We start from the raw sequence: 15,000 nt of genomic DNA, 5'->3' as shown, positions 1-15,000 counted from the left end.
ATTTATTCAGTTTGATCATAATAGTTTTACAAACTCAGACTATCTTTCAGTTTGTGATCTCAACATATCCAATTAATTCAGCCATATAACTACCATTACCAGTCGCAGCTCCTTTATGTCTCAGTTCACGCTGCAACGTTGGTTCAATTATCTGATTAAGGAGTTCTTTACGCTGCTTATAAGATAGTTTTGGATTGTTTGCAGGTGCATGTAAGTACTGTTCAGCATGGCGTTCAATAGTTGGAATTCGGCTGCCATCTTGCTTTACAGCAATTGGTTGCATAATGATTCGACGTTCGCCATGGCTTGTAGATGTTTCAACCAACCAGAAAGTAAGTAAAACAGGTGAATTTACATCGCCTGAAACGGCTAGACCAATATCTTCAGGAGGTAGACCTCGCCAACGCCCAAGCTCTTCCTGAATTAAAGGGTGATCAATTCCAAGCAATTCAATATTCTCATTGCTAGTTGCAGTGTCACGATTTAGAGTGAATCTCGCACGACGGGTCCCGTCACGCATTTCAAGGTCATATGTGTCATCGCTTATTTTGACTAAGCGTTGCTGTCGATCAGCAATAGCTGCTGATAAGAAGCGTACCAAGCGGTCTAGGCTCGATGAAACATCCGAGAATGGCTTGTAGTCATCGAGGCTGAAACCTTCGAGATCTTGGAATAAATCAAAAACGACCTGTCGAGCTTCTTGAGAGTTAGATAAAGCTGCTTCCAATTCAACATGTGTTCTTTTTAGTTCTGGATCAGACAAGGCTTCTTGATAGAGTCGGTCGTAATTGAGTCGTTCGGATAATTGACCGAGAATTTGAGCACGTAGGTCTTCAGCAGCATTACCTTGATCGTCAACTTTCCCTACGGTTCTTGCAATTTCTGTCAGCTTTTCGTCAAGCATGAGATAAATCCGACCTTCGATGGTATCGGATAAAACGAGGTTATATACTTGTGCCGTGTGGTTTTGCCCATACCGATGGATTCGTCCAATACGTTGCTCTACATCCATTGGATTCCAAGGTAAATCAAAGTTGAATAAGATTCGTGCAAATTGTAAGTTTAAACCCTCGCGTCCAGCAGCAGTACAAACAAGTACACGAGGCCCGTCTTTCAATCTGAATTTACGCTCAGCAGCTAACTTTGCTCCGTGGTCACCACCTCGGAGTACAGCTACACCCTGACCAGGATAGGCTTGCTCAATTTCACGGGCAATTAAATCGACAGTTCCGAGATAGGTGGCAAATATAACGATTTTCTCTTGTGGATTTTGTCTCCATAGAAAGCCTAATCCATCAAGTAGTTTCTGTGCTTTGGTTTCTCGCTGATGTGGGAAAATACGCAGCAGATCGTCAATGCGCATGCGTTCTTCTGGTAAGTGTAACTCTACAACGTCTGAGGCGGCTTCTTCTGCTTGAGCCACTGAGCATTCGTTGCCGTATGGATTGGAAGCCATTTCCAATGCTTCATCATCTAATTTCTTAATTAGTCGATATTTCAAATCAGCAAGGATACGATCAACTTCACTGCTCCCCATAATGTCGTGGGATAGATCATATTGTTCGTGGATCATTGCTCTTGCTTCATTGGTGAGGCGTTCACGTCCATCAATATCGAGCTCTTTATCACGCAAATGCGCCTCGTGAAGCGTTAGCATGAGTAAGCGGCGCTTGAGCGTTCGACGAACAGCAGCAAAGCTGGATGCGGCAATTTTTTGGAAAATTGCCATCAAGAAACCGAGTGCACGTCCTTGATTTCCTTGTCGACGAGCTAAGTCAAAACCATCTTCTAAATACTCTCTAAGTTTTTCATAGAAGATTTTCTCTTCATGATTCATTAAAAAGGATTCGGTATGTACCCATCGACGTGCAAATAGCGGGGAGCCATCTGGTTGGCATGCATCAGCTTTGGTTCTTCGAAACATAACCGTATTGAGACGGTGTCTATGTTCCAACATCTCATCTGGACTACCAAAAAGAGTTGGATTTAAGAGTTGTGCAAGCATCCAAAATTGAAAATGATTGCCTTGATGTGGTGTAGCAGAGAGCAGAAGCAAATCACGAGAGTGGTCTTTTAATGCTTCAGCTAGTTTGTAGTTCTCAGTCTTTTTAACCTTTCCACCAGTACGTATTGCCGTGAGGTGGTGGGCCTCGTCAAATACAACCAGATCCCATCGTGGGGCATCAAGTAGTTTTTTAATACGTGCAGGTCGCTTAAGGGTGTCGATACTGGCAATGAGTCTATCGTGTTTGGCAAAAGCATTTGTTTTGCGGTCGGTAATATCCCCTTCAGAACCGAATACTTCAAAATTGAGATTAAACACCTCGTTTAATTCACGATGCCAGTTGTTTACTAGCCCTGCAGGAACCACCATTAACGCACGATTTAGTTCACCGCGGCTGGCTAACTCACGCAATATAAGAGCAGTTTCAATAGTTTTACCGAGCCCCACTTCATCGGCTATCAGGTAGCGACGCGGAGAGGCGGTTGCAATTCGGTGAGTTAGAACTACTTGGTGTGGTAGAAGATCAATCTTAGCGGAGGTAAGCGCAGATGCACTTTCCATTATGGGTAGGGCATGGGCCTCGTAAGAAAGCCACGCATTGCGCGAGCGTTCAGTACCACCCTCAACACTGCGCAATATACGCTCGGAGCGCGATAGTTGGCGTTGAAGTGAATCAACAGGGACACGACGTTCACCCACGCTAAAGAATGCACGTAAGTAGCCATCTCGTGTTGGCTCAAGAACAACACCTTGACCCAATTCAGGGTGTGTGATTCTTTCACCGGGTTGAAAAGCAACTTCTTCTATCACGAACTAACCTCAAGTAATGCGTAAATGGAATAGCCCAGCTGCTTTTGCGCCTTCACGCAAAAGAATTTCTTGAGGGTATTCGTTTGCCTCACCCCAAAGCAGGCGACCGAAGTCTAGCTGACTACCTCTGAAAGGTGCTTCGCACAACCAAGATACAGCCTCAGTTGGAACTTGCACCTTTAAACGGCTATCTCCTTGAGGTAGCCAGAAGATTAAAGCAGCCTCTCCGCCAAAGGCGTCCTGGAAAGAAAGGATAGCCCGTTTTATCGTATCGCCAAGCCAAAGCTCACCTTGTTCAGGGGACAACAAATCTAGACTACCTTCCAATCCTGCAACTACTAGCGTTTGGTTGTCATTGCTAGGTAGGTCTTCTGGCCATTGAGCAGAGGCTTGTAAAAATTGGCGTAAGCTCCACACTTCGTTAGCTTTGCACACGGTATTACGTGCTTCTTCATCCCATAGCCAGCTGGTGCCGCGTCTTTGCCATACTGTATCGAGAATCTGCCTCATTATGCATATTCCTCATCATCAAACAGTGAACCTTGCATTGGCTTAGGAGCTAGGCTTGCCTGCCATGTGTTGAAAATTGATACAGCTCGAGAGGCTGCATTTCGAGTAATTTGATCTGGACTATTTTTTTGCAGCCATTCTAAGAGTGGTTTTAATGCTACATGAGGCTTGAAGTTTTCATTCTTCAACGTGTCTGCTGCGTTAATACCACTACCATCTACGCAAGCCCCTATCAGAACTAAAGCTTGGTCTAGATCGGAAGTGAGCTTACGTTTATGTTTACCCTGCCAGTCTCTAGCGAAATCGAGTGGAGAGGTACGGGTGAAGACCTTTTTCACCTCGCTGCACCATCCTCGTTGTACAAAATCATCGGTAGTGGTGATTGAACCGCGTAGAAACTTTTGTAATTGGTCACGCTTTAGCTCATTGGCAGTACCAAAGGTACGGAGGAACTGTCGAGTCATAGGTTCTGAGTTCACTGGCGGTGGCTCTTTACCTTTGTCAGCATCGTCATCGATAAGCTGATTGATACCGACCAAAGCCTCTTTTACAGAAATAGTTCGGCCTTCATCAACATATACTTTACCATAGTGACGTGAAAAATATTCTAGTGCTTTACCTCGTCGGATTACTTGAATATCAGCTGCAGGTAATCCTTCTTTAGCGTGATTTTCCAACATTGCTTGTAGCTGACGTACATCGGCCATTACTTCACGTCGCATTCGTCCCCAGCTCACAGGCTTAGATTCCTCGGTGCGCTTTCGACAAACGTGGATAATGTCATATTCGATGGTTCTTGAGCCAAACTCTCCTTCGCCCTTTGTTTCATCAGAGCGTATAGGGTAAGTTGCTTCAAGATAGAAACCTGCCTCAAACAAAGACTCTAATACAGCTACCCAAGGTTCATCCTCACTGTGATGAAATGTGAAGGCTAGAATGCCACTAGGTTTCAATAGACGATTAGCTTCTCGCCAGCATTGAGTTAGCAATCTCTGATAAAAACCATCAGCATCTTCTGGTTCACGAGCTCGGTTGGCGACTGCTTCAAGTGACTTGGGCGTGTATTCTGGGCTAAAAATTTCTGGATATTTATCCTTAAGAGCCAGACGCAGCCAGACGTAGAAAAAATCCGCTAATTCGGAATAGTGAAGTAAGCCACCGAAAGGAGGGTCAGTGATTACTAGATCTAGGCTATTGTTCTCAATTTGGGTCAGTTCGGTGGAAGAGCCACAATATGTTTGGGCCCCAAGCAGAGAGTCTCCTGGGTAAACTTTCTCACTTTTCCCAGAAATTTCACCTGCGATGCTTGGTGCATGACGACCTAAATACTCAGCACTAACTACTTCCCATGGTGTTTTTGCCCATTCACCACCCTTGAACAAAACTTCAAATGTGGAAGACCAAGGACCATAGCCCATAGGGGGAAAGACACCTACTTCAACAACATTATTTTTGGGGTGGAAGTTGCTGTTCGACATGGCTGGTGCCAATTTGTCGAGTTTCATGTGCCAAAATGCTAGTGAATTTTGATTCCTTAAAAAGTTTTGGAAAGCTCCAAGTACATATTCTCGTACTTGCCAGTCGTAGTTCCCGATGTTAACAATCGCTTTAAGAAGTTGAGCATGCGCTAGTAATTGGCGAGGGTTGAACATCGTCCACCAGTGAGTGAAACCATGGTTTGGAACTCCACCTTGCAGGTGGTGAGTCATGAAACCATATGGTAGTTCTGAGCGAGGCCAATAATCTTTGAGGTCGGAGTCTTTTCGTATTTCCCATTCAGTAAGAGCAGCGTCGTATTGTCGTGAGAATGCAGAGTTGAAAGGGGCGAAAAATCGGCCGTTGTATGGTTTGCTCACCCCTGCTCGTTTTGGGGCATATCCTTGAACTGCGTAGGCAGCCATTGGTCCAGTTTTACCTGTTGCTTTGATTGTAGTTAATACATCTTGCACCGAACCGCATGCTGCACATGCATAATGAGATTTCTTTGGAACTGTTCCATTCTTGGGTGAAAAAGAGATATTTGTTTCTGGACAAGTCACTTCTTCTGGTAGTGTTCCACGTACTTCTAGTAGGCGAATTTTCGATGAGCGCTCAGTATTCCAACGATTCGTTGAACTTACATCATCCTGAGCTGAGCCTCCATAAGGCTGTCCATGCTCATTTTGCTTAGGTGAGCCTGCTAACCATTGCGGATGTACAAGTAGGCTCAATTCTACCTTTTTGTTCTTACCTTTTCCAAGATTAACCATTTCAGTATGGTTGCAATGAGGACAAACTACTCCTTTTCTATGGTCGAGAATAGAGAAAGGGGGCTCTGATGGGGCTACGAACAACGGGGCATCAGGAGCCATCCGTGCTGCATTCTCTTCAACATGGAAATTACCACTGCATTTGTTACAGTTATACTCCCAATATTTGACACTAAGAGTCTTCACAGCCATAACTGGGCTAGTCATGATTGGTGTACGATGCCCACAACCGGTCACTTGACATGGACCATGCTTTGCCCAGAAGGTATAGATAGCTTCTGGACCTTCGTATTTATAGTTCTTTCGCTCTTCATGAGAGATTGTTAGAGGGTCAAAATCATTAGGCATGACTTTGCCTGTTGGTAGATGTGTCCAGGAGCCTTTTTCACCTTCTGGGCCATCGCAATAATAGTAAGGCATGATCTGAGGTTTGACTTCGGCCTCAATATCGGCAAGAAGCTTTTTCACTTCCTCCAGATCGACGTTCGCCAGTTCCTGCTTGACCACGAACCACGCCACGGGATTTAGATCGTTGCCGATCATTTGCATGCCTAGACGGGACCCTTCTACTAAGGTGGTACCACCACCCATGAAAATGTCAGCAACTTTTAGATCTTTGAAAGCCCCTTTTTTTTGGTGATTTGCGTAGTAGTTGTCCCAAACAAGTTTTGCTGCATGTGATTTATCATCTGGTGCTTTTGTTGCTGCTGCAATTAACATTGAGCGAAAAACACTTGATCTACGCCGAGCCCAGTATTTGGACATTTGGTAGATTGGTTTACCAGCATTGCCTTCTATAATTGCTACCTGATTAACTGGCAGGATAGGGAAGTCGACCTCAAGACAAGTCTTAGGGCGATTTGGATTGTTGAAATCAACGGTTTCAAGTGCGACAGCTTTCCCCGCGCCAACAGCTTTGGCAACTTCTTGTTGGAGTAGTTCTTTTTTAGTGGCCATTCAGGGCATTCCTTATTTCGTAAGCTCAATAAATGGAGAGAGTACCTCTAACAGGGAAAGCCCTCCGTGCGTTAGTGATGGGTAGCCCCCTTGACTGCGCCATTTTCTTCGGCCGACCGCCAACAAATGAGGCCCATGAGGGCTGTCGATGTGCATTGCAACTGGTGGCATAAATGGACTGGTATCGCCATTTCCAGCTTTACTTCGACCACTAGAGAATGTCTTTTTAAGATAGGCAGCAACTTCACCATCAACATCAGGGAAGTATCCTGTTGCAGCGTAGCCATGGTCTGAAGTGATCACTAGACGTCGACCTGTGGCTAGCCGTTCAACAAAAGACCAAAAGTCATCACTGGAAAGTTGTTGAGCCGCATCTTTAGTTAACAGTTCAAGCCCTTGCCCAGCACAGTAATCATGTAACTTGGCATCAGGCCAGTGATGCCAAAACACCCAGTTTTTTGCACCTGACGTGTTACTTATAAGGCTTTCACAGTCTTTCCACGGTAAATCGATGGTTTCAGTTTGAGCTGGTTGAAGATAATGCCCCAAACCACCACCATTTGCTTGTAACTGACTGCGACTAGTTAAACCTAATGCGCGTGCAAATTCATTGGTTTCACTAGGTAATTCCGAAGCTGTGGCTGTTACATTATGCAGGGTGAAGCCACGTTCTTTTGCACCCTGCAATAACCATGGAAGTTCGCGTAAGCTTAAAGCATCGAGAATCAAAACTGCTTTAGCAGCAAAAGGCTCAGTCCACCATCGTGCTAACCGTTCTGATGTGCGCTCAACACCGCTGATATCTTTCTGACCAAAATTTTGCCATAAATCCCACCCACTTGAGGCAAGGAAAAGATCTAGTTTACCAATCTCACGGTCACGTTTGATGATTTCATTAGATGCATTGCTTTCGGTGAGTGGTTTTGAAGAAATTTCTAGAGTACGATCAATGATATAACGCCAAGCATCAGAAGTTGTCCCCTTAGTCAGGCTATGCAAGATACCAGCATCGAGAGTCATTAGTTGTCCTCCTTCTCAAGACTCAATTCGAAAGTCATACCATCGGGTAACTTTTTAAGAAGCTCTTTTAATTGAGCACCATTGAGCGTTGAAATTTTGAGTGAAACTTCTGTTACAGGAGTGGCAGGACCGATTCCCCAACCTTCAAGCTTGCCAATTAAATTAAGAGGAGAGGTCGATGGGTTGTAAAAAGGTGTTCGAGGTTTTGTTGTAGGAGCGGTGCCTCCACCAAAAATATTGCCACCATTAGGCGTTGTATTCTCCCCAGAAGCAATTGTTCCGAAACTAGAAGGGCTTGTTGGTTGGCTTTGGTTGCCATTAAAAATATTTCCAGTAGTTGCAGCATCTTGAGCTTGGGGTGCCGGTGAGGTGGATCCGCCAGTTGACAAGACTGCTGATGGTTCCATTAAGAACACTTCATCAAGCTGACGTCCTGTAAAAGATAATTTTGGTCGCAATCTCTTCCAAGCGGTGTCTTCATCTTCTCCTGGGTGAGTTTGAAGTTGTTCAAGGTGTCTTAAATTTATAGCAATCTTACCTCGTGCGCATAAACGTAAGATACGCTCCTTCACAGAGGTTTCACCTAGCCAAGGGATACAATCTTGACCAGCAGGACGAGGTTCCTGAAGTTCACGTAGGAGTTTACCAAGAGGAGTATTTTCTTTGGCAGCTTCAAGTACTAAGTCTTCAAAATCTTCTGGAACAAATAAATCATTAGCCAGAGTTTCTTCTATATTTTCAGGAATCTCATTACCCTGTTTTCTCAGGTGTTCTATGCTGAATATAGATTGTTGAGGGTTCTGGTGATCGTATCTGGCTAATACAGCAAAACGGTCAAAGCGCTTTTTAAGATTGTCTCTTAATATCCCTTCAAATTCCTTTTGCAACTTCTTGAATTCTGGGTTCTGACCACTCCACTCTTGAGCTTTCATTTCTGCACGAGCAAGGATGAGTAGATCTCTATCCATGAATGCATTTGTAGAGCCCGAGCGTGGGATAAGGAAGCGAACAGTATTCCGGCGCTTTTGCAAATGATCCTTGAGCCAGCGTCCCAATATTGGATCAATCTGATTAGGTTCTTCTGGTAGAACCAATATAGGTAGGCGCTCATCCCACCGATCTGGGATCTCAGATTCATCAAGTGATACCCACGGAGTAGCTTGCCAAGACTTGGGTAGGGCAATCACTCGGAAGTTTTTTGCTACTTCATCACTTCCACCTATGACGTACCGGATTTGTTTCGTAAGATGGAACTGATCTGAACCATCAGTGAACAGTTTGTCGTTTCGCGCGCAAGCCATTAGTTTTGCACGAGGGTTTTCTTCTTCACGAAAGACCATGCGTTGGCCATCTTGGTGAATATTGAAACTGTTTTCAACAATAGTGGCTAGTTCAACTTGAAATGCATTGTCATCAACGGTTTTATTTCTTGTGATATCAATTTGCAGCGTAGCGGGATCGGCTCCTGCGAGATTGCCAACTGCAATTGACCGGAGCCATAAAGCACCAATTATCTCTTGAAGATGTGGCGTGATATGTTTGTGGTCATAAACTGTTTCAGTCACCGAAATAATATTGTGTTGGGCTTTTTCTCGAAGTGTCCGATGGTGTTCATTGGATACTGAATCAAGTAATGCCCCAATACCTGACGCATCATCATCAAGGCGAAAATCAGCGGCGGTTAGTATTGGTACAACTTCGCCCTGACTTTTATATAGATTGGCCAAGATACGAATCATGTCTCGAGTTTCTTGAGCATCAGTAGCGATAAGTACTTGCTCTTCAAGCAAGCGTAATAAGTGAGGTGCAAAAGGCCAAGATTCTGTGAACTCTTTTTGTTTACGATCTTGTTCGGCTGGTGGAACATCCAAAAGACGAAAATACTCTGAAACATGCTGAGCAATCAATGACTCAATTAAGGTTCCTGAAATCTGTAATCGATTATCGAATAAACGGTGAAGAAGCATTCGTCTTCGATCTTGTTGGATCCGTTCTGCATTTCCACCAGCTTTGAAATCGATAGCTACCGGATTGACACGGTGAACTTGCTGGTATGCATCACTACTGCCATTACGGACCGAAATAACCAGAACTAATAAATCGGGTCTTTCTTTTGCAATTTCTGAAAGAATTTGAATGAAATTGAAGGCCCAGTTTTTCCAAGGATATTGTTTGCTGTTGGTGAGACCGTCATACCAAGTTTGAAACTCATCCAGTAATAACATCGTTGGAGTATGTTCTAAAAGTTCGATGATGAGTTTATCGGAAGGGATATCAGTTTTTGCTGTTCCCATACCCTCCCATTTCCCTTTGATAAACTCACCACGTGGGTGACGTTCGAAAAGCAAGTCCCACAAAAATTTGTAGCGTTGACGATGCAGGCTTTCTCCAATAACTAACATGCCTTCTCGTAAGGTGATCTTACTGATGTTTGATTCGTTTAGGGTGTTGGCCCAAGATTTCAGCCATAACCCAGTTGATGTTGGATCATTGACAGCATGATAGAGTGCAGCCATTAAGTGAGACTTACCTAAACCACGTTCACCAATCACAACGACCGGTCTACCTTTATGTGGCCCTACAGCTTCTATACCCTTCAAAAGATCATGAGTTGGGTAAGTAATTTCTAAAAATTGCTGGGCAGCAATTTGGGTTGCTCCAGTATTTGAGTCATTAGAGAGTTCAATGGCTGTGCCTTTGAGGCGTTTCCCTCGAAATTCATCACGTAGGGTAAGTCCTAGCATTTTGCTTTCCTATTTCATCTCTTAGACTATAGAGTGGCCATGAGATTAAGTGTTTAGTGTTTGTAGTAGTCTGAATAATTTTTTAATTTTACTCAATCCATATTACTGAAATTACTAAACGAAATTATATAAAATCTAACGAAAGCTTGATATTTGGACTGCTCTCAGTACCCTAGACATGAGATAACTTCATCTTGAAGCTGCCTCAAATGCTTCGAGTATAGTTTTCCATGTAAATATTCAACTTAAGGTTTATAGAAAATAGAATTTCAATCAAATCGACTGTAGAGCATTTAATACTTTTTTATATACTTGGCACGTGTGGTTACGATAAGTCCTATCAATAGGTTATGAAAAATTAATCTTTATAGAATATCTACGAGGAGGGCAAATGATGAATACAGAACAGTTACTTATTCAAATTAAAAATTTACTCAATGACAATCCGGATTTAACCGAGTTTGCTGAAACTTCACTAAACGGTATTATCGAGAATCTAAAGACAAGAGAAAATAGACTGGAACTTAGAGCTATTGCAAAACTGGAGGGAGGTAATTTTTTTGTCGATAGTTATCAGCGTGGTTATAAGTGGAAAACGCAACAAGTCGAAGCCCTACTGAATGACATTGAGGAATTTGAGCCAAAAAACGAGAATGAGTTCTATTGCTTACAGCCTGTGGTGGTTAAGCGCAAATCTATACAGCATGAAGGCAAAGAAACTGCTTTTTGGGAATTAATTGATGGTCAGCAACGCATGACCACTATTTTCATTATTCTTAGTTATTTATTAAATAAACCCTATTTCACTTTACATTATGAAACTCGACAAGAGAGTTCTCAATTCTTAAATGACTTGGTTCAACTCAACTATACTGAACAAGGACCTAAGTTTAGTCATATTGACAACTACTATTTCTATCAAGCTTATAAAACTGTTCATGATTGGTTCGCAACTAAATCACAAGAAAAAAAGGATATATGGCGTGATAAGCTGCTCCACAAAACAAAAGTCATTTGGTACATGGCACGCAGTAACCACAACAAGGACAGCCAACAGCATTCAATTGAAATCTTTACTCGACTCAATCAGGGAAAAATTGCCCTTACAGATGCAGAACTAATAAAAGCGCTTTTTCTACAGAGAGTAATAAAAGCTTATCATCATTACGGGATTGGCAAACAAAAACAATTTGAAATGGCTAGCCAATGGGACTTAATTGAACAGACACTGCAGGATGATGAATTTTGGGCATTTTTAAGCCCGCATAAAGGAACCAATAAACATACCCGTATTGAGCTAATTTTTGATTTGCTGGCGGAAGAAAGTAAAGACAAACAGCAATTAAATCATAAGACATTTCTCTATTTTGCGAATCAACTCAAAAATGCATCGAGTTGCCAAATAGAAGAGCAGTGGACAGAAGTACTGCAGGGTTTTCATCGTTTAGCGGAGTGGTTTAAAGAGGATCAACTATATCATTTGATTGGCTTTATCATTGGGCAGAAAATTAAAACCATTAACGTACTCTGGCAGGAGTCCAAAAAAGCGAAACGAGATCAATTTGTTCAAATCTTAAAATCACATATTCAGAGAGATTATCTTGAACGATTATTTAAGGGGAATAAAGATAGTACACGGTTAGATTTTACCAAAGTGGATTATCTTTCATCTAGTCAAAGACCAAGAATTATTGGTTTGCTGATGCTATTTAATATTTATATTAATGAGAAACATAAAACCAGATTTTCTTTTAACGCCTATAACAATTGTCAATGGGATATTGAGCATATTCATGCACAACAAAGCTTGGATCTACCAAGTGATGCACAAAGAGAAATCTGGTTGAATGAGCAAAAAGCCATTCTCGATGCTGTACCGGAGTCTTATAAAGGATTGTTGGATACCAAACTGACTGCTTATCAGCAAGCTTTAGCTGTAGAGCCAGCCGATACAGAATCACTTAGAAAAGAATATCTTGACGAGCTGTCCAAAATTGTTGGTGACGTTAAAGAAGCAATCCAAACACTCGACAATTTATGCCTATTGCCAGCATCGGTGAACCGATCCATCGGAAATCAGATCTTCCTGACTAAACGGCAACGTATTGTGGATTTCGAAAATAAAGGCAAGTTCGAGAAAGAACATCAGGGAAAATTTATTCCTTTAGCTACGCAACAGGTCTTTTCAAAATATTTTAGTGATGATGTCAGCCAAATGTACAAATGGGATGAGATCGACCGCAGCAATTATAAAGCCCAATGGTTGGAATGTTTCAAAGGATATGGTTTAGATTTTGGGGGCAAAGCATGAGCAGTCAATATACATTCTGGCGTCTAGTAGAAGAATTTAAAATTATCGTACCGATCATTCAGCGAGATTATGCGCAAGGCCGCAAGGATGATCTTAAGATTGAGCAAATCAGAAAAACTTTTATCCAGCATTTATTTGAAAAGATAAATCAAAATAGTCATAAATTTGATTTGGACTTCGTTTACGGTTCTGTTGTTGATGAGCAGTTAAAACTTCTGGACGGTCAGCAGCGATTAACAACCTTGTTTTTGCTGCATTGGTATTTAGGCTGGAAATCTGATGCTATTCTAGATAAAACAATACAAGAAAAACTACTGAGATTTAGCTATGAGACTCGTACAAGTTCAAGAGACTTTATAAAAAGTTTGATTGAGCAAGCACCCAATTTAAAGTGTATTTGGAATCATGACCACGCGAAGAAGCTGTCGGAACAGATTGAGAATGAAGAGTGGTATTTTTCGATTTGGAAAAAAGACCCGACTGTACAATCTATATTGGAAATGCTGGACGAAATAGACTTGCAATTCCATGCTAAAGAGCAGAATTTACAACTTTATAATGCGGCACAAATGTGGGACAACTTGGTCACCCATCAAGTACTGACATTTTACTTTTTACGTATGGATGACTTTGCATTAACAGATGAACTCTATATCAAAATGAATGCGCGTGGGGTGCAATTAACAGAGTTTGAAAACTTTAAAGCTTGGCTACAAGGTTATACTGAAGATAAAATTGATGCTCAGGTCAGAAAAGATTTTTTTTCTAAATTGGATCGGGAGTGGACTGATTTTTTATGGAATTTGAAATGTAAATTTGAGGATTCAAGGGAAAAGAATGAAGTATTTGATTTTGATTTCATGTTTATGCAAATTTTTAAATCAGTATTGCTATGTCATTTTTACAGAAATGAAGACATTGACCATAAGAATAAACAGCAGTCTGAACAATCATCAGATCCTACACCTGAAGTTGATGAAAAATCATTGTTAAGCCGGTTAAGAAAGAACTTATTCGTATCAAGTGAAGAATATAAAAGAATCTTAAAAAGTTCTGATGGAAGTCTAAAAGAAATCCTAAAGAATATTTCACGATTATTTGATTTGCTAATTCAGCATAACGAAGGATTAGAGATTGAAACTATACTCGGGCAAGTGTTCAAGTCTGGAACAAGTTCATATTTAGATCAGGCCCACTTTGCTATTTTATACTTTTACGTTCAGCATATTGATCGATTCGAACAATTTAGTGACTGGTTTAACATCAGCGCAAGACTCGTAAATAATGCGAAGGGTTACTACAATGCTGAAAGTAATTTGATTAAAGTACTTCAGGGTTTAAATAGTTTAGCGGCCTCTATTGGTAAAGGGACAGTGTTGGAAAAACTTGCGGCTTTACAAAAAGATTCGCAAGAATTTAAAAGATTTGAAATAGCTTTTGATGACCATCATCTTGTACATGAAATTGAAAAATCAAAATTAATTTTGGAAGATGAAAAATGGAAGTCCTTATTTAAGCCTTACGAGCAACATGACTATTTTTATGGACAAATTGATTTCTTAATTAAGTTTAGTAGACATGAAAATAGTCAAAAAGTCTGTCCAGAAACATTTAAAAACTATGCCGATAAAGCATTTAAACTCTTTTCCAAAGAGTTTTTAGATGATGACCAATACCGTTTGCAACGAAGTTTATTGAGTTTTGATAATTATCTGGCCAAAGATGGAGCGAACAGAACTTTCTGTCGAGAAGTATATAGAACAGTACGACATAGAAACGAAAATTGGCGTAAAGTCTTTGATAGTGCTAATAAACGACAAATACTCCAGCGATTACTGGATGAGCTTCCCGTAGATTTTAATGTGGATAGTTTAGATGACATTATTGAAACCTACGGATTTCAAGTTGATGACTGGCGAATATATTTTATCAAGCATCCTGAAGCGATTGGCTACTGTCAAAAATATCAAATCCGTTTTATCAGCCATGATGAGATTTATTTACTGAGTTCTAGACAGATGAATGGTGCACATGCCGAGCTAAGAACTTATGCCCTATATTTAGAGCTAAAGCAACAAGGTATAAATAATAAAATAAATGATGCGAATGCGGCTCTCGATTATGAATACGTTGCAAATAGTATCGATAAACCAGCTGTTTTACTCAAAAATTGGAACAATGGAACATTAAAAATTAAATTTTACCAAGGTCAATTTTTAGCTGAGTTTTATGGCCTGGATCCGCATGGTAATGAACAATTATTGGAATTGAATCAGGATATTGATCCCTTCAGCCTTTTCAATAACGTTCAAAATGAGATAGTAAATTGGGTTAAAGTAAAAAATGCTATAGAGGGAGTAGCGTAAAAGTCAGTCAAATCTATTATCACTTTTT

Annotated in this window: 7 protein-coding genes; 2 read left to right on the top strand and 5 right to left on the bottom strand. The window is 41.3% G+C overall.

Annotated features, from left to right (window positions below; translation table 11 throughout):
• Positions 1–46: 46 nt before the first annotated feature.
• Genes GWK51_RS01805 through GWK51_RS01785 form a run of 5 tightly spaced genes read right to left on the bottom strand, consistent with a single transcriptional unit; the run spans position 47 to position 10,295 of the window.
• Positions 47–2,815, bottom strand: a complete 2,769-nt coding sequence (locus tag GWK51_RS01805) for a DEAD/DEAH box helicase (RefSeq protein WP_161932444.1) — start codon at positions 2,813–2,815, stop codon at positions 47–49.
• 9 nt (positions 2,816–2,824) lie between these two features.
• Positions 2,825–3,325, bottom strand: coding sequence for a hypothetical protein (locus tag GWK51_RS01800; protein WP_161932443.1), 501 nt, complete (start codon positions 3,323–3,325; stop codon positions 2,825–2,827).
• Positions 3,325–6,531, bottom strand: a complete 3,207-nt coding sequence (locus GWK51_RS01795) for a DUF1156 domain-containing protein (RefSeq protein ID WP_161932442.1) — start codon at positions 6,529–6,531, stop codon at positions 3,325–3,327. Before GWK51_RS01795 ends, GWK51_RS01800 begins: the two co-directional genes overlap by 1 nt.
• A gap of 12 nt (positions 6,532–6,543) precedes the next feature.
• A complete protein-coding gene (locus GWK51_RS01790; RefSeq protein WP_161932441.1) occupies positions 6,544–7,551 on the bottom strand; it encodes a hypothetical protein in 1,008 nt (335 codons plus the stop codon).
• Positions 7,551–10,295 carry a nucleoporin FG repeat-containing protein gene (locus GWK51_RS01785; RefSeq protein WP_161932440.1) on the bottom strand — a complete coding sequence of 915 codons (2,745 nt, stop codon included), beginning with the start codon at positions 10,293–10,295 and terminating at the stop codon, positions 7,551–7,553. Before GWK51_RS01785 ends, GWK51_RS01790 begins: the two co-directional genes overlap by 1 nt.
• Before the next feature lie 391 nt (positions 10,296–10,686).
• Here GWK51_RS01785 and GWK51_RS01780 point away from each other — a divergent pair, with 391 nt between their 5' ends.
• Positions 10,687–12,606, top strand: coding sequence for a DUF262 domain-containing protein (locus GWK51_RS01780; protein ID WP_161932439.1), 1,920 nt, complete (start codon positions 10,687–10,689; stop codon positions 12,604–12,606).
• The gene (locus tag GWK51_RS01775) at positions 12,603–14,972 is read left to right on the top strand and encodes a DUF262 domain-containing protein (protein ID WP_161932438.1); all 2,370 of its coding nucleotides are present in this window, start codon (positions 12,603–12,605) and stop codon (positions 14,970–14,972) included. Before GWK51_RS01780 ends, GWK51_RS01775 begins: the two co-directional genes overlap by 4 nt.
• The last annotated feature ends 28 nt before the right edge of the window (positions 14,973–15,000 follow it).

This window comes from Acinetobacter kanungonis, from assembly GCF_009939195.1.
Taxonomy (GTDB): Bacteria; Pseudomonadota; Gammaproteobacteria; order Pseudomonadales; family Moraxellaceae; genus Acinetobacter; species Acinetobacter kanungonis.
The sequence above is the reverse complement of the archived record's forward strand: the minus strand, read 5'-3'. Positions and strand labels throughout refer to the sequence as shown.